Raw genomic sequence first — 15,002 nt, forward strand, 5'->3', positions numbered from 1 at the left:
CGCCCGATGGTCCAGTCGCCGGCCGCCCGGCGCACCGCGCTGCTGCACCGCATGCTGCTGGTACGCCACCTCGAGGCGAGCCTCGACCAGCCCGCCCACGACGAGGCCCTGACGGCCGGGGTGGTCAGCGCGCTGGGCGCCGGCGACACGCTGGTGTGCCCGCGGACCGGGTGGCCGCTCGCGCTGCTCTTCGGCGGCCGGATCACGACGGCGCCGATCACCACCGGCGTCCTCGCCGTCGAGCTCGTGGACGCCGGCGGCGGGCCGGGGGTGCTGTTCTGCCGGGCCCGGCAGGTGCCGCCGACGCCACCCCCGCCGGCCCCGAGCGTCATCGACAGCGTCGACGTGGAGGCGATCGCGCGGACGGCCTGGACGGGCCTCGCCGCCGTGCGCGGCGGCGCGCCCGCCTGCCGGTTCACGCTGCGGGCCGCGGCGGCCGGCGACGACCCGGTCGAGCTGCTCGCCGCCCGGATGCGCCTCGATCACCAGCTCGACGACGGCACGCTGCGCGCGATCGACCGCGACGCCCGGGCGCACGTGGCCGCGTTGTTGCAGGCCGGGACGCCGGAGGTCCCGGATGATCAGGACCGCCGACTCTGACCGCCCCCGCCCCCGCCGGGTCAGGCTGGGTGCAGGAGCGCAGAGACGGAGGTAGCCATGCGAGCAGCGGTCGTCACCGGCTTCGACAAGCCCCTCGAGATCAGGGAGGTCCCGAAGCCCGCGCCCGCGGCCGGGCAGGTCCTCGTCCGGATCGAGGCCAGCGGGCTGTGCCACACCGACATCCACGCCGCCCAGGGCGACTGGCCCGTCAAGCCGGCCCCGCCGTTCGTGCCCGGCCACGAGGGCGTCGGCATCGTCGAGGAGCTCGGCACGGGCGTGACCGGGCACGGCCTCGGCGACCGCGTCGCGATCCCCTGGCTGGGGCACGCCTGCGGCACCTGTGAGTACTGCGTCACCGGCTGGGAGACGCTGTGCGAGTCGCAGCAGAACACCGGATACTCCATCGACGGCGGGCACGCCGAGTTCGCCGTGGCCGACGCCCGGTACGTGGTCCGCGTCCCCGAGGGCATCGACCCGGCCGAGGCCGCGCCGCTGACCTGTGCGGGTGTCACCACGTACAAGGCGGTCAAGGTCGGCGGGGTCACCCCGGGCGACCGGGTCGCGATCTTCGGCATCGGCGGGCTGGGCCACCTCGCCCAGCAGTACGCGCAGATCTTCGGCGGCGAGACGATCGCGGTGGACGTCACCGAGGAGAAGCTCTCCCTGGCCAAGCAGCTCGGCGCGGCCCACGTGATCAATGCGGCCCGGCAGGACCCGGTCGCGGCGATCGAGGCGCTCGGCGGCGCCGACGTGGCCGTGGTGCTCGCGGCCGACCCGCGCGTCATCGAGCAGGCCCACGCCTGCCTGCGCCGGGGCGGCCGGCTGATCCTGGTGTCGCTGCCCAAGGACAACGCCATCTCGCTGCCCGTCTTCCAGACCGTGCTCAAGGGCATCCGGATCATCGGCTCGATCGTCGGCACCCGCGCCGACCTGGCCGAGGTGTTCCGGCTGCACGCGGCCGGGCGTACCCGCGTGCTGTTCGAGCCGCGCGCGCTGGAGGACATCAACCAGGCGATCGCCGACGTGCTGGCCGGCCGGGTTCCCGCCCGGCTGGTGCTCATGCCCTGACGATCGGCCCCGGGCCGACGCCCCCGGCGCGCCCACACCCGTAGGTCCCGGACGGCCCCGCCGTCCGGGACCTACGGCCCTGATCGGAACGATCACGGCCGGGAGAAGCTGGAAGCAGAACAAGGAGGAATCATGCAGACACGCACGGACGCCTGGCGCGGCTTCACGGGGACGGGTTGGCGCGACGCGATCGACGTCGCCGGCTTCATCCACGACAACGTGACACCGTACGAGGGTGACGCGCAGTTCCTGGCCGGGCCGACCCACCGCACCGAGCGGCTCTGGCGCGAACTGCAGCGCATGTTCGTCGAGGAGCGCAAGCGCGGCGTCTACGACGTCGACACGCACACCCCGTCGACCATCACCTCGCACGAGCCGGGCTTCATCGACCGCTCCCACGAGCTGATCGTCGGCCTGCAGACCAGCGCTCCGCTGCGCCGGGCCATCATGCCCACCGGCGGCCTGCGCATGGTGGAGAACGGGCTGAAGGCGTACGGCTACACCCTCGACCCCACCGTCAAGGCGATCTTCTCCCGGTACCGCAAGACCCACAACGACGGTGTGTTCGACGCGTACCCGGCCGACGTCAAGGCGGCCCGGCGCTCGCACATCATCACCGGCCTGCCGGACGCGTACGGCCGCGGCCGCATCATCGGCGACTACCGCCGCGTCGCCCTGTACGGCGTCGACCGGCTCATCGCCGAGCGCAAGGAGCTGAAGGCCGCCCTGGACGGCAAGCGGTCCTCGGACGCGGTCATCCGCGACCGCGAGGAGCTGGCCGAGCAGATCCGGGCCCTGGGCGAGCTGAAGGAGATGGCGGCCGGCTACGGCTACGACATCTCCGGGCCGGCGACCACCGCCCGCGAGGCCATCCAGTGGCTGTACTTCGCGTACCTGGGCGCCACCAAGGAGCAGAACGGCGCGGCCATGTCGCTGGGCCGCACCTCGTCGTTCGTCGACGTGTACGTGCAGCGCGACCAGGCCGAGGGCACGCTGAGCGAGGAGCAGGCGCAGGAACTCGTCGACGACTTCGTCATGAAGCTGCGGATCATCCGCTTCCTGCGTACCCCCGAATACGACTCGCTGTTCTCCGGCGACCCGACCTGGGTGACCGAGGCGATCGGCGGCGTCGGCGCCGACGGGCGCCCGCTGGTGACCCGGACGAGCTTCCGCTACCTGCAGACCCTGTACAACCTGGGTGCGGCCCCCGAGCCGAACCTGACCGTGCTGTGGTCGCCGCGGCTGCCCGAGGGCTTCAAGCGGTTCTGCGCGCAGGTCTCCATGGACACCAGCGCCATCCAGTACGAGAACGACGACCTGATCCGGCCGGCGTACAGCGACGACACGGCGATCGCCTGCTGCGTCTCGGCGATGCGGGTCGGCAAGGACATGCAGTTCTTCGGCGCCCGCGCCAACCTCGCCAAGGCCCTGCTGTACGCGATCAACGGCGGCCGCGACGAGGTCAGCGGCGAGCAGGTGGCCCCGGCGTACGCCCCGGTCACCGCGGACGTGCTGGAGTACGAGCAGGTGCTCGACGCGTACGACCGGATGCTGGACTGGCTGGCCGAGACCTACGTCGAGGCGCTGAACGTCATCCACTACATGCACGACAAGTACGCGTACGAGCGGCTCGAGATGGCGCTGCACGACCACCCGGTGCACCGCTTCCTCGCGACCGGCATCGCGGGCCTGTCGGTGGCCGCCGACAGCCTCTCGGCGATCAAGCACGCCCAGGTCAAGGTGCTGCGCGACACCACCGGGCTGGCGGTCGACTACGTGATCGACGGCGAGTTCCCGGCGTTCGGCAACAACGACGACCGGGCCGACGCGATCGCGGTGGAACTGGTCGAGCGGTTCATGGCGAAGATCCGCCGGCAGCCCGCCTACCGCGACGCCGAGCCGTCGCTGTCGGTGCTGACCATCACCTCGAACGTGGTGTACGGCAAGCACACCGGCAACACCCCGGACGGGCGCCGCGCCGGCGAGCCCTTCGCACCCGGAGCCAACCCGATGAACGGGCGGGACAAGCACGGGCTGGTCGCCGCGGCGCTGTCGGTGGCGAAGCTGCCGTACCGCTGCGCCCGCGACGGCATCTCGATGACGACCACGGTGACCCCCGCGGGTCTCGGCCGCACCCGCGACGAGCGGATCGGCAACCTGGTCGGCGTGCTCGACGGCTTCACCGACGGCGGGGGCTTCCACCTCAACGTCAACGTGCTGGACCGGGCGACCCTGGAGGACGCGATGGCCCACCCGGAGAAGTACCCGCAGCTCACCATCCGGGTCTCCGGGTACGCCGTGAACTTCGTCCGGCTCACCAAGGAGCAGCAGCACGACGTCATCGCCCGTACGTTCCACGGTGCACTGTGACCATGACCGTCGCCCCGCCGGTGACCGCGGCCGTCCACTCCTTCGACATCTCGACGGGGGTGGACGGCCCGGGCACCCGGTTCGTGGCCTTCCTGGCCGGGTGCCCGCTGCGGTGCCAGTACTGCCACAGCCCGGACACCTGGTACCGGCGCAGCGGCACCCCGACGACGGTGGACGACCTGGTCACGGAGATCCGCCGGTACGAACGCTTCATCAAGGTCGCCGGCGGCGGCGTCACCATCAGCGGCGGCGAGCCGCTGCAGCAGCCGGCCTTCGTCCGCGAGGTCTTCACCGCCTGCAAGGAGATGGGCCTGCACACGGCCCTGGACACCAGCGGCTTCCTCGGCGACCGCGCCGACGACGCCCTGCTGGCCGTCACGGACCTGGTGCTGCTCGACATCAAGTCGGGCGACCCCCGCACCTACCGCACGGTGACCAAGACCGGCCGGCTCGAACCCACCATCCGCTTCGCCCACCGCCTCGGCGACCTCGGCAAGCCCATCTGGCTGCGGTTCGTGCTGGTACCGGGCCTCACCGACGACCCGGCCAACGTGGCCGCGGTCGCCGACATCGCGGCCGGCGTGCCGACCATCGAACGGGTCGAGGTGCTGCCCTTCCACCGGCTCGGCCAGAGCAAGTACGCCCAGCTCGGCGTCCCGTTCCCGCTCGCCGACACCGAGCCGCCGGACGAGGCCCTGATCGAGCGCGTCCGCACCCAGTTCCGCGAGCGCGGGCTCACCGTCTACTGACGGCGCTCCGCTACGGTGGCGACGTGCGCAGCGATGACCGACCCGACGACCGCGCCGCGATTGCGGCCGCCGTACGGACGTTCTTCGCCGCTTTCACGTCCGGCCCGGACGTCACCGCCCGCCTCGACGCGCTCCGCCGGCTCTTCCTGCCGGAGGCGGTGATCGTCCGCACCTGCGGCGGCCCACCCGTCGTCCACGGGGTCGACGACTTCATCGCGCCGCGGCAGGAACTGCTCGCCGGGGGCACCCTCACGGATTTCCGGGAGTGGGAGGTCGCGGGGCGCACGGAGGTGTTCGGCGACATCGCTCACCACTTCTGCAGCTACGCCAAGGCGGGAGTGCAGGACGGGAACCCCTTCACCGGGCGAGGGATGAAGACGCTGCAGTTCGTCCGGACGCCCGCCGGCTGGCGCATCAGCGCCGCCGCCTGGGACGACGAGAGATGACGGCCGCCGCGTTCCTGCCCTCATAGGATGGGGTCATGACCCGGACAGACACGGCTTCGCGGCTCATCGCGGCTGCGCCCGACCGCGTCTACGCGGCCCTCGTCGACCCCGCGGCGCTGACGGCCTGGTTGCCGCCCGACAGCATGACCGGCCGGTTCGAACGGTTCGACGCGCGGCCGGGCGGGTCCTACCGGCTGGTGCTGACCTATGCGGACGCCACGGCCGCACCGGGCAAGACCACCGCCGGCACGGACGTCGTGGAGGCCCGGTTCGTCGACCTGGTCCCCGGCGTACGGGTGGTGCAGGCCGTCACCTTCGTCTCCGACGACCCCGCCCAGGCCGGCACCATGACGATGACGTGGGAGGTCATGCCGGCAGAGGGTGGCACGCTCGTGGAGTTCCGGGCCGACGACGTCCCGGCCGGCATCTCCGCCGAGGACCACGCCGCCGGCATGACGTCCTCGCTCGCCAACCTCGCCCGCCACGTCGAGGCGTCCTGACAGTCAGGACTGCGCCGTGGCGCCTCTGCATGAGTCCAGAGGCACCACAGCTTGCCCGCCGCTTCCCCACCGCGAACTGCGTCAGGCCGGCGAATTCGTCGGCTTCGGCGTGGCGAAGGTGAAGTTGTCGGTATCTACCGCGTCGGCTCCGAAGGCAACCGAGACCGCCGGATCGTCGGTCGTGACCTGCTGCTTCTCTTCTTCGGTGAACTCCGTCGTCCCGCTTGCCGGCCCTTCCGCGTGCGCCGGCGCCGGGAAGAACATCATCGTCGACGGCAAGCTGAGAACCACGCTCAACGCCAGCCCCGTCAATTTCCCGCTCAAGGTGATCCGCGCCACTCGCCCATCGACGGCGCCATGTCGGCAGAGGGGTGGCGCGGTCAGGACTCCTTCCCGGCGCCGCGTCCCCGTTCCAGGATCGCGGGGAACGCGCGGACGAACGAACCGAGGCTCTTGTACGGCTCGCGGGAGAGCACCCGCTGCGCGGTCGAGAACGGCAGCGCGGTCATCCCCTGCACGGATACGGCGTACGCCCCCTGCGCAGCGTCGTGCATGGTCCAGGACCCGCCGTGTGCCCGGATGAGCACCTCCCCGGCGTAGGCGCCGACGAGCTTCCACCACAGGTCCAGGCGTTCGTCGGGGAGCGGGCCGTCGGCCAGCAGGAGCTCGCAGACCTCGTCGAGCTCATCGAGGCTCTCCGGCGACCAGTCCAGCCGGCGGCCGTACTGCTGTCCGACGAGGGCGACACATTCCTCCGCGAAGCGCCGCAGGGTGGCGGCCGGGTCCGGCTCGGTCATACCGGCAATCTTCTCACCAGGGTGAATCCTTGCTCGCTCAGATCCCCAGGTGTACCGATCCCGCAACCGTCCGATGCTCGGCGAGCGCGTCGGAGTGCCGATGTTCTGGTCACCTTCCCGATCAACGGAGTAGCCGTGACCGATCACTGGACCGCCCCGCACCATCACCCATCGGCGCCGTTCGGCGCTGCGGCTCCGGGCTCGGTGCAGCCTTTGCCGGCGTGGCAGCCGGAGACGCCCGCGTGGCCGTCGCCCGCGCTTCCGCCCGCGGCCGCCGGCACCGGTCACCGCGATGGTGTGCCCCGGTGGAACGAATCGGCAGAGCCGATGGCCGGCAGCCGCCGCGCAGCTCGCACGTCACCGCCCCCGTGGCAGATCATCGCCGGGGTCGTTGCCGCCGTGGCGTTGTTCGGCTCCGGCTGGCTGGGCGGTGCCGGCTCGGCCCGCGCGCGGTCCGCCACCAGCGGGCCGGCCGCTGGGGACGCACCGCAGGCTGCCGCGGCCGCCCAGCTGCAGTCGGCGCAGGGCTCCTGCGACAGCATGCACCGGGGCACCACGCTCGCCGACAACGGCACCACCCTCACCATCGACGGAACCGGTGAGGAGGACTACAACGGCCTCGCCGAAACGGACCTGCAATGCGTGTTCGACGCGGTCGGGATGACAGAAGCGGTCAAAGCCCACATCGGCCAGACCCGAGCGCTGGACGGCAGGCAGGAGGACTCCTGGGGCTCGTTCAACGCCTCCTGGACGTTCCATCCCGACGCCGGTTTCGACGGCATGATCCGGCTGGCCTGACGTCGACGCCGCATACGACGGCTTCCCTGAACGCCGTAGCCGGGCGGGTCGACCGCCGGCGACCCTCAGGCCGCTCGTCGCAGGCCCGATACCCATAGCGCACGTGACGGCGACGAATTGTGAGGTACCGAGTGAACAACCTCCCACCCCGTGACCCGGGTGCACCGACGAGCCGGACCGGCGGACGCCACGCCGCCCCATCGGCCCTGAAGCCTTCGCTTGCCGTCGGTGTCCTGGCAGCGGCGGTGGTCGTGGCAGGCGCAGCGGTCGTGACGGTGAGAACTGCCGACGCGAGTGAGGCCGGCACGGCAGCGTCGCCGGCCGCGTCACTCCGCCCGGCCATGCCCCCTCGGCGCGCCGAACCGATTGTCGTCACCAGCACCGCTGCATCACCGAGCCTTTCCCCGTCCGCCGCCGCACCGTCGGCCGCCGCACTGTCGGCCGCACCGACGGTCGTCACCCGCAGCACGCGGCCCTCGACGGTGACGGTCCGGGGATCGGTGCCGATCATGTACTCGGAGTTCGACGAGATCTACGGCGGATCCGCATGCCAGGGGGGCGGGGAGGGCTACGTCGGGTTTCGCGACGACCTGCGCATGATGAGTCTGCAGACAGGCGCACCCGTGATCGTCAAGAACGGCAAGGGCAGGAAGGCGGGTAGCGGAAAACTGGGGCGCGGTGTCCTGTCAGCCGATGGGAACGACTGCGCGATGCCGTTCGAGGTGACGGTGAAACTGGCCGGAGGCGGTCCGTACCGGTTCACTATCGGCACCCGGTGCAATGACTGCGACTACCCTTCCGTCATCACCAAGGCCTTCACCGCTGAGGAGTTGGCAGCCCCGGTCGAGGTGCCGCCGGACAATTGGCGCTGACCCAACCCGTCCCTCGCTCCGGGCAGGCACCGGTCGCGGCGTAGACGGCCGCACCTACCTTGAGTTTATGAGCGATGTACGGAGAGTGCGGATCTCGGCGAGCCCGGCGAACGTGGAGTACGCGCGGCGCATGTATGACCGCGCGATCGACTGGTACAAGGTCGCCGAGACGAAGGCGCAGCTCCTCCTGACCGTCAACGGCGCCTTCGTCACGGTCGCTTTCGGACTGCTGTCCGGGAGCATCGAGGAATTGCGGATCTCTCTCGATGCCGCGGGCGCGTTCACCTGGCTTTTCCTGACGCTGGCGGTGGCTTCGCTGTCCGGGTCCATCGCGGTGGCCGCCGCAACGCTGCTCTCCCAGCATCGCCGGCACATCCGGGAGGACTTCGCGCAGCTCGCCATCGATCCCCAGGACCGGAGCACCTACCGGCCCGAGAGCATGTGGTACTTCGGCCATATCGCCCAGCTGCAATGGCAGGGCGTCCAGCAGGTTCTCAGGGACGCGGACGACGACCTGGAGGTGAAGGTGCTCACCTACAACATCCACGGCCTCGCGAAGGCGGTGCTGCGCAAACACCGGCTGATCAACGTCGGCTGGCTCCTGACCACGACCACCCTGCTGTCCCTGATCGCCGCGGGAGTCTCCCTGCTCGTGGGTGGATGAGCGGTGTTCGTACGATCGCCGGCATGACGCTTTCCCCCGCACGGACCACCCTCGTCGTCGTGGATCTCATGCCTCGCATCGTCGAGCAGGACATGGGGCCGCATCGCGGCGCCGACGTCGTGGCCCGGGCCGTCCGGCTGGCGGACGCGTTCCGGCGGGCCGGCGGCACGGTCGTGCTGGTACGGGTCGAGCGCCCCAATGTCGCCGAGCAGCCGCCGGGCAGCGGTTTCGTTCGCGAGCTGGAGCCCCGGCCCGATGACGTCGTCATCGTCAAGCGGACGATCGGCGCCTTCTACGGGACCGGCCTGGCCGACCGGCTCCGCGACCGGGGCATCGACACCGTCGTCCTCGCCGGGCTGGCCACCACCATGGGTGTCGAGTCCACCGCCCGCGCGGCCGCCGATCACGGGTTCGACGTGGTCTTCGCCGCGGACGCGATGAGCGGCGTGACCACGGCTGAACATGATCACGCCCTCACCGTCGTGCTGCCGCGGTTCGGAGAGGTGCTCACCACCGACGCGGTTCTCGCCGGCCTTCAGCCCGCCGCGCAACCCTAGAAGTCGACGACCATCGGACGCCGGCCGATCGGGATGGCCGCCGCGTGGTCGAGGTCGGCGCCGCCCGGATAGCACCAGGTGCGGCCGAGGCAGAGCTTCACCCGCTGGCCCGGGAGCAGGCGTACGGCGTACCGGAGGCTGTCCGGGGTGTCGCTGACCGCCATGATCTCGTGGGTGCCGGCGTGGAACGCGTACACCGGCCCGAGGACCGGCTGGCCGGGCGTGCCGCCGACGGCGCTGCCGGAGACGACCGTGCCCGCGCGCAGCCGCTGATCGGCCGTGGTGGTCTGCCCCGCGACCACGCGGATCGGGTGGGCGCGGCGGCGGTCGGTGGCGCCGCCGGACCATTGCGCGGCCACGCGGGCGGTCGGGCCCGCCGTGCCGTCGGGCATGAAGAACAGCTTCCATCCGTACGGCCCCAGCCCCGTGAACGTGTAGCGGCCCGTGCCGTAGACGTTCGGGGTGGTGTCCTGCCACAGCGGGTCCATGGACGCCACGGACACCTGGGCCGCGACCGGCGTTCCGGTGGCCGCCTCGGTCAGCGTGCCGGTGACGGTTCCGGCCGCGTCGAGCCGTACGTCGGGCAGGGTGAGCACCCCGGTGGCCGGCGCGGTCACCTCGAGCGCGGCGTCCCGGTCGCCGGTGCCCCCGTACGCGCCGAGCCACTGCATGCCGTACGCGGTGTCGCCGGGCTGGACGAAGAACGAGTAGCGGCCCGGTTCGAGCCCGTCGAAGGTGGCGACCCCGGCGGCGTCGGAGCCGGCCCGGGCGCCCCACAGGTCGGCGAAGCGATCCTCGGCGGCGATGGCGTGCACGGTCACGCCGGGCACCGGGGCGCCGGTCCGGGCGTCCCGTACGACGGTGGTGACGAGGCCGGGCTCGGACGGCTCGGCGGCGAGCGCCGGCGCCGGTCCCGGCAAAAGGCTCGTGAGCAGGACAGCGGCAGTGGCGGCGACCAGCGGCAATCTTCTTCTCATGCCCGTCCTCAGAAAGAGAGCATGCCGCTGACGAGGGCCTGCCACGTCATCGGGCCGACGATGCCGTCGACGGCCATGGACGGGATGTCGGCGTGCAGCGCGCTCTGGAAGCCGCGGACCGCCTGCTCGGTCTTCGGTCCGAAGATGCCGTCGACCGCGAGCCCTTTCGACGGATCGCCGGACAGGTTGCGGTACTGGAACTCCTCCTGGACGCCGCGGACGGCGTCACCCTCGGAGCCGCGGCGTACCTGGATGATCAGGGCGCTCCAGGTGTGCGGGCCGACGATGCCGTCCACCGCGAGACCCTCGTCGCGCTGGAACGACCGGACCGCGGCGTCGGTCTTCGGCCCGAAGATGCCGTCCACCACCACGCTGTGGCCGCGCGCACGCAGCAGGTACTGCAGTGTGGGTACGGGATGTTCCTTGTCGCCCTGCCTCGTCAACGGCCAGGGGCTCAGCGTTCCTGCCATGGTCTTGTCCTTCCGCTCGTTGTTGGTGGAGGGCGCTCAGCGCAGGATTGATGCACGATCCACGGCGATCGGCACGAACTCGCGGACGAGGTTCTCGTGGCCGTCGCCCGCCTCCCAGCCGATGTCGGCCAGGACCACGACGGCGTGCCCGACCCGCGCGACCGCGACGTACGTCGTCTTGACGCGGACGCTGTCGCCGTAGTCGAAGGTCTCGGCGACGCCGATCAGCAGCGAGTCCCGTCCGGCGACCCGGGTGTCGAGCAGCCGCCAGGTGCGGCCCGCCGGGTCCGTGCAGCCGTGGCACCGCGTGACCGCACGCCGCAGCTCCCGCAGGTACTGCGCCGCGCCGCCGCCCCGGTAGACCGCCACGTACTCGAGCAGGACGGTCGGCCGGATCTCGCTCACCGGGTAGAGCGCCTGGACGGCATTGTCGGCGGTGCGCCGCGCGCTGCTGCGGAACGGCCCGCACGGCTGCGGCGGCCGCAGCCACGGGCGCAGATCGGCCGCGGCCGTGGTGACGGGCACGCCGAGGTCCGCCGGCTGCAGCATGGCCGCGGCCGGGACAACGGTCCGCGTCGCGGCGGCGGCCGGCTGGGCGGCGGCCACCATCGCCACCGCGGCTGCCATCGCCACCACCGCCAGCAGCATTCTCCGACTTCCCGGTCGCCCGCTGCGGTGCGGACAGGTAACCATGACGCCACCTCCCGTGTTCGGCCGTATCGGCACAGGGTCGAGCGGCGGCGACGATGGTCAGTAGAGCCGAAGGTCCCCCGCGGCGTGCCGGATCAGGAGGCCGGAAATACTCGGCGAATCTGCCCCTGAGGGCATTGTCAAGAAACCTTCCAGCAACAAGAGTGATCACATCCGTTAATGCATCGACGGATATCGCACGGAAGGAAACACAATGCGCCATGGCGCCCCCACCCGGCGGTTCCTCGCCGCGGCGGCGGTCCTGCTAGCCGGACCGGCCACCCTTCTCGTCCCGTCATCGCCGGTGCAGGCCACCCGTCCCGGCGCCGACCGCTCCACAGTCGTCTCCGGCAAGGCCCGCTTCCAGGTGCTGTCGCCGACGCTGATCCGCACCGAGTACGCCGGCGACTCCCACTTCGTCGACGCCGGCACCTTCAACGCGGTGCACCGCACCGGCTTCACCGCGCCCCGCTTCACGAGCCGCACCCGCGACGGCTGGCTGACCATCGACACCGGCGCCGTCACCATGCGGTACCGCGTCGGGTCCGGGTCGTTCACCGACGACAATCTCACGGTACGGCTGACGTCCGGCCGGCAGACCGTGCAGGCCGCCCCGTGGGCCGGTCACACTCCCCCGAACTGCGCGATCGGCGCCCTGTGCGAGGCGGAGACCGCGGCCCTGCGAGGGCTGGGAGTGGCCACCGACCACGGTGGGTACACCGGCCAGGGCTTCGCCGCCGGGTTCGAGGGCGCCGACGACTCGCTGACGGTCTCGGTGACCGTCGCGGCGGCCGGGACCTACGAGTTCGACGCGCGCTACGCCAACAGCACGGGCGGCGACGGCAAGGACGTCACGCGGACGCTCACCGTCGCGGTCGACGGCACGTCGGCGGCCCAGCTGTCCCTGCCCAGCACCGGCTCGTGGGACACGTGGAAGCAGGCCGGCACCGCCGTGACGCTGACCGCGGGACGCCACGAGCTCGCGTTGCGGCGCGACCCGGCCGACTCCGGTCACGTCAACATCGACAGCTTCGCGCTGGTCCGGCCGGGTGACGCGTACCCGCAGCCGGTTCCGCCGGCACCCCGGGAGTGCGCGTTCGGCACGGTCTGCGAGGCCGACGGCGGCGCGCTGTCCGGCGGCGCGCGCCTCGCCCGCGACCACAACGGCTACTCCGGCGAGGGCTTCGTCGCCGGGCTCGAGCGTACGGGCGCGAGCGACGCGCTGACCGTCACCGGCGTGCCGGCGGCGGGCCAGTACAAGCTGCAGCTGCGCTACGCGAACTCGCGTCCGGGCGCGCAGCCGGCCCGTACCCGCACGATGTCCGTGCAGGCCGGGTCCGGGGCGGCGAGCACGGTGGAGCTGCCGACCACCAGCGGCTGGGACTTCTGGCGTACGGTCAGCACCCCCGTCACGCTCGCGGCCGGGACCAACACCGTCACGCTGGGCTGCCCCACCGACGACAGCTGCAACGTCAACGTCGACACGGTCGCGCTGACCACCGCGGACGCCCCGCTGCTCGCGCCGCACGCCCCCCTGGGCGGCTACCGCCGCTCGCTGGACAACGTGGACGGTGGCGCCCTCACCGCGCCCGGCCTGCTCTACACCGACGGCTGGTCGCTGCTGGACGACACCGCGTCCGCCCTATTCGACCCGGCGACCCGCAAGGTCACCCCGAAGCCGGCCCACACCGGCGGCTACCAGGACGGCTACGTCTTCGCGTACGGCCAGGACTACGCCCGCGCGCTGCGGGAACTCGCCGTGCTGACCGGACCGACGGCGCTGCTGCCCCGGTGGACGTACGGCGTCTGGTACTCCGAGTACTACGACCGGACCGCGGCCGACTTCCAGGGCATCGTCGAGCGGTTCCGCAGCGAGAACGTGCCGCTGGACGTGTTGGTCGTGGACACCGACTTCAAGGCCGCCAACAAGTGGAACGGCTGGGAGATCGATCCCACCCGCTTCCCGGACCCGAAGGCGTTCCTCGGCTGGCTCCACAAGGAGGGCCTGCGAACCACCTGGAACGTGCACCCGAGCATCCTCGGCAACGACCCGAAGTTCGCCGCGGCGCAGGAGACCGCCAAGGGCAAGCTGCAGCGCACCGGCTGCAACAGCGGCGCCGACTGCTACACGTTCGACTGGGGCGACCCGGACCAGCTGGCCGCGTACTTCGGCCTGCACAAGGACCTGCAGGACCTGGGCATCGACTTCTGGTGGCTGGACTGGTGCTGCGAGGACTCCAAGTCCACCCTGGCCGGCGTGACGCCGGACGCGTGGATCAACCTGAACTACGCGGCCGAGAACGGTTTCGCCTTCTCCCGGGCGTACGGTTCGCTGCAGGCCGGCGGCTACGCCAACCCGACGTCCGTGGCCACCGGGCCGTGGGCCGACAAGCGGACCACCCTGCACTTCACCGGTGACACGGTGTCCAACTGGGAGACGCTGCGCTACGAGGTCGGCTACGCGCCGGGCGAGTCCGCCGCGACCGGGCTGGCCGCCATCAGCCACGACATCGGCGGGCACACCCGCGGCCTGCAGGAGCCGGGCGCCGAGCCGGGCAGCACCAAGCTGCCCGACGACCTGTACGCCCGCTGGGTGCAGCTGGGCACGTTCCAGCCCATCGACCGGCTGCACTCCAACCACAGCGACCGGCTGCCGTGGCAGTACGGGCCGGCCGCCAACGCCTCCGCCGCCGAGTTCCTGCGGTTGCGGGAGCGGCTGATGCCGTACACGTACACCGCCGCCGCCCAGGCCAACCGGGACGGGCTGCCGATGGCGCGGCCGCTGTACCTGGCGTACCCGGGCGAGCAGGAGGCGTACGCCACCGCCGGCGCCGAGTACCTGTACGGCCCGGACATGCTGGTGGCGCCGGCGACCGACCCGGGGTCCAGCGCGACCACCCGGGTGTGGTTCCCGCCGGGCAGCACGTGGACCGACTGGTTCACCGGCGTCACGTACCAGGGCGGCACCAGCCACGACATCACCACGACGCTGGACACCATGCCGGTGTTCGTCCGCTCCGGCGGGGTCGTGGTGACCCGGACGAACGACGTCGCCACCGACGAGGGCAAGCCGCTGGACGCGGCCACCGTCACGGTCGCGACCGGCGACGACGGGCGCGGCAACCTGTACGAGGACGACGGCACGAACCACGCCCGCAGCGCCACGACGCGTTTCGCGTACGAGGAGGGGAACCGGTCGAAGACGCTGCTGATCAGCCCGGTCCGCGGCGGCTACCCCGGTCAGGTGGGCAAGCGGGACTGGACGGTCCGCTTCACCGGGGCCGACGCTCCGCAGACCGTACGGGTCGACGGGCGGACCCTGCCCCGTACGGCGTGGTCGTACACGGCGCAGACCCGCACCCTCACGGTGCACGCCGGCACGCAGCCGGTCCACCGGGCGGTGACCGTCAGCGTCCGATGAGCGGTACGGACCGGTGGGCCGCA

The 15,002-nt window shown here is 71.8% G+C and carries 16 protein-coding genes; 11 read left to right on the forward strand and 5 right to left on the reverse strand.

Going from position 1 to position 15,002, the window contains the following annotated elements:
• Positions 1 to 6 precede the first annotated feature (6 nt).
• From IT780_RS03285 to IT780_RS03310, 6 genes are all read left to right on the forward strand, one after another.
• A complete protein-coding gene (locus IT780_RS03285) occupies positions 7 to 600 on the forward strand; it encodes a hypothetical protein (RefSeq protein ID WP_199509846.1) in 594 nt (197 codons plus the stop codon).
• Positions 601 to 657: 57 nt separating this feature from the next.
• Positions 658 to 1,668, forward strand: a complete 1,011-nt coding sequence (locus IT780_RS03290) for a zinc-dependent alcohol dehydrogenase (protein WP_199509847.1) — start codon at positions 658 to 660, stop codon at positions 1,666 to 1,668.
• Positions 1,669 to 1,800: 132 nt separating this feature from the next.
• A complete protein-coding gene (gene pflB / locus IT780_RS03295; protein WP_199509848.1) occupies positions 1,801 to 4,038 on the forward strand; it encodes a formate C-acetyltransferase in 2,238 nt (745 codons plus the stop codon).
• A 2-nt stretch (positions 4,039 to 4,040) separates the two neighbouring features.
• Positions 4,041 to 4,787, forward strand: coding sequence for a pyruvate formate-lyase-activating protein (gene pflA, locus IT780_RS03300; RefSeq protein WP_199509849.1), 747 nt, complete (start codon positions 4,041 to 4,043; stop codon positions 4,785 to 4,787).
• Positions 4,788 to 4,810: 23 nt separating this feature from the next.
• A complete protein-coding gene (locus IT780_RS03305; RefSeq protein ID WP_199509850.1) occupies positions 4,811 to 5,233 on the forward strand; it encodes a nuclear transport factor 2 family protein in 423 nt (140 codons plus the stop codon).
• Positions 5,234 to 5,268: 35 nt separating this feature from the next.
• A complete protein-coding gene (locus IT780_RS03310; RefSeq protein WP_199509851.1) occupies positions 5,269 to 5,733 on the forward strand; it encodes an SRPBCC family protein in 465 nt (154 codons plus the stop codon).
• Positions 5,734 to 5,814: 81 nt separating this feature from the next.
• On the opposite strand, the gene IT780_RS03315 is transcribed toward IT780_RS03310, so the two are convergent.
• Both IT780_RS03315 and IT780_RS03320 read right to left on the reverse strand, forming a co-directional pair.
• Positions 5,815 to 6,072: a ligand-gated ion channel gene (locus tag IT780_RS03315; protein WP_199509852.1), complete on the reverse strand. Its 258-nt coding sequence runs from the start codon at positions 6,070 to 6,072 to the stop codon at positions 5,815 to 5,817.
• A 41-nt stretch (positions 6,073 to 6,113) separates the two neighbouring features.
• Positions 6,114 to 6,530, reverse strand: a complete 417-nt coding sequence (locus IT780_RS03320; protein ID WP_199509853.1) for a hypothetical protein — start codon at positions 6,528 to 6,530, stop codon at positions 6,114 to 6,116.
• Positions 6,531 to 6,665: 135 nt separating this feature from the next.
• On the opposite strand from IT780_RS03320, the gene IT780_RS03325 reads away from it, so the two are divergent.
• The 4 genes from IT780_RS03325 (at position 6,666) to IT780_RS03340 (ending at position 9,421) form a co-directional block, all read left to right on the forward strand.
• Complete coding sequence (locus IT780_RS03325) at positions 6,666 to 7,328, forward strand: hypothetical protein (RefSeq protein WP_199509854.1); 663 nt, start codon at positions 6,666 to 6,668, stop codon at positions 7,326 to 7,328.
• Positions 7,329 to 7,597: 269 nt separating this feature from the next.
• Positions 7,598 to 8,200 carry a hypothetical protein gene (locus tag IT780_RS03330; RefSeq protein ID WP_199509855.1) on the forward strand — a complete coding sequence of 201 codons (603 nt, stop codon included), beginning with the start codon at positions 7,598 to 7,600 and terminating at the stop codon, positions 8,198 to 8,200.
• Between the two features lie 67 nt (positions 8,201 to 8,267).
• Positions 8,268 to 8,864: a Pycsar system effector family protein gene (locus IT780_RS03335; protein ID WP_199509856.1), complete on the forward strand. Its 597-nt coding sequence runs from the start codon at positions 8,268 to 8,270 to the stop codon at positions 8,862 to 8,864.
• Positions 8,865 to 8,887: 23 nt separating this feature from the next.
• Positions 8,888 to 9,421, forward strand: coding sequence for an isochorismatase family protein (locus IT780_RS03340; RefSeq protein ID WP_199509857.1), 534 nt, complete (start codon positions 8,888 to 8,890; stop codon positions 9,419 to 9,421).
• Here the strand turns inward: IT780_RS03340 and IT780_RS03345 are convergent.
• The 3 genes from IT780_RS03345 to IT780_RS03355 are packed head-to-tail and all read right to left on the reverse strand — an operon-like array spanning position 9,418 to position 11,516.
• Positions 9,418 to 10,398 (reverse strand): MSCRAMM family protein, encoded by a 981-nt coding sequence (locus IT780_RS03345; protein ID WP_199509858.1) that lies wholly within the window; start codon positions 10,396 to 10,398, stop codon positions 9,418 to 9,420. The genes IT780_RS03340 and IT780_RS03345 overlap by 4 nt on opposite strands.
• Before the next feature lie 8 nt (positions 10,399 to 10,406).
• Positions 10,407 to 10,868 carry a peptidoglycan-binding domain-containing protein gene (locus IT780_RS03350; protein WP_199509859.1) on the reverse strand — a complete coding sequence of 154 codons (462 nt, stop codon included), beginning with the start codon at positions 10,866 to 10,868 and terminating at the stop codon, positions 10,407 to 10,409.
• Positions 10,869 to 10,904: 36 nt separating this feature from the next.
• On the reverse strand, positions 10,905 to 11,516 hold the full coding sequence (locus IT780_RS03355; protein ID WP_199509860.1) for a hypothetical protein: 612 nt from the start codon (positions 11,514 to 11,516) through the stop codon (positions 10,905 to 10,907).
• 256 nt (positions 11,517 to 11,772) lie between these two features.
• Between IT780_RS03355 and IT780_RS03360 the strand changes: the two genes are divergently transcribed.
• Positions 11,773 to 14,979 (forward strand): TIM-barrel domain-containing protein, encoded by a 3,207-nt coding sequence (locus IT780_RS03360; protein ID WP_199509861.1) that lies wholly within the window; start codon positions 11,773 to 11,775, stop codon positions 14,977 to 14,979.
• Positions 14,980 to 15,002 lie beyond the last annotated feature (23 nt).

This window comes from Nucisporomicrobium flavum (assembly GCF_016464385.1).
In the GTDB taxonomy this organism is placed as follows: domain Bacteria; phylum Actinomycetota; class Actinomycetes; order Mycobacteriales; family Micromonosporaceae; genus Actinoplanes; species Actinoplanes flavus_A.

Coding starts and splice junctions, on each gene's coding strand:
- IT780_RS03285 (WP_199509846.1), top strand. CDS start 7: ATGGTCCAGTCGCCGGCCGCCCGGCGCACCGCGCTGCTGCACCGCATG.
- IT780_RS03290 (WP_199509847.1), top strand. CDS start 658: ATGCGAGCAGCGGTCGTCACCGGCTTCGACAAGCCCCTCGAGATCAGG.
- pflB (WP_199509848.1), top strand. CDS start 1,801: ATGCAGACACGCACGGACGCCTGGCGCGGCTTCACGGGGACGGGTTGG.
- pflA (WP_199509849.1), top strand. CDS start 4,041: ATGACCGTCGCCCCGCCGGTGACCGCGGCCGTCCACTCCTTCGACATC.
- IT780_RS03310 (WP_199509851.1), top strand. CDS start 5,269: ATGACCCGGACAGACACGGCTTCGCGGCTCATCGCGGCTGCGCCCGAC.
- IT780_RS03320 (WP_199509853.1), bottom strand. CDS start 6,530: ATGACCGAGCCGGACCCGGCCGCCACCCTGCGGCGCTTCGCGGAGGAA.
- IT780_RS03335 (WP_199509856.1), top strand. CDS start 8,268: ATGAGCGATGTACGGAGAGTGCGGATCTCGGCGAGCCCGGCGAACGTG.
- IT780_RS03340 (WP_199509857.1), top strand. CDS start 8,888: ATGACGCTTTCCCCCGCACGGACCACCCTCGTCGTCGTGGATCTCATG.
- IT780_RS03345 (WP_199509858.1), bottom strand. CDS start 10,398: ATGAGAAGAAGATTGCCGCTGGTCGCCGCCACTGCCGCTGTCCTGCTC.
- IT780_RS03350 (WP_199509859.1), bottom strand. CDS start 10,868: ATGGCAGGAACGCTGAGCCCCTGGCCGTTGACGAGGCAGGGCGACAAG.
- IT780_RS03355 (WP_199509860.1), bottom strand. CDS start 11,516: ATGCTGCTGGCGGTGGTGGCGATGGCAGCCGCGGTGGCGATGGTGGCC.
- IT780_RS03360 (WP_199509861.1), top strand. CDS start 11,773: ATGCGCCATGGCGCCCCCACCCGGCGGTTCCTCGCCGCGGCGGCGGTC.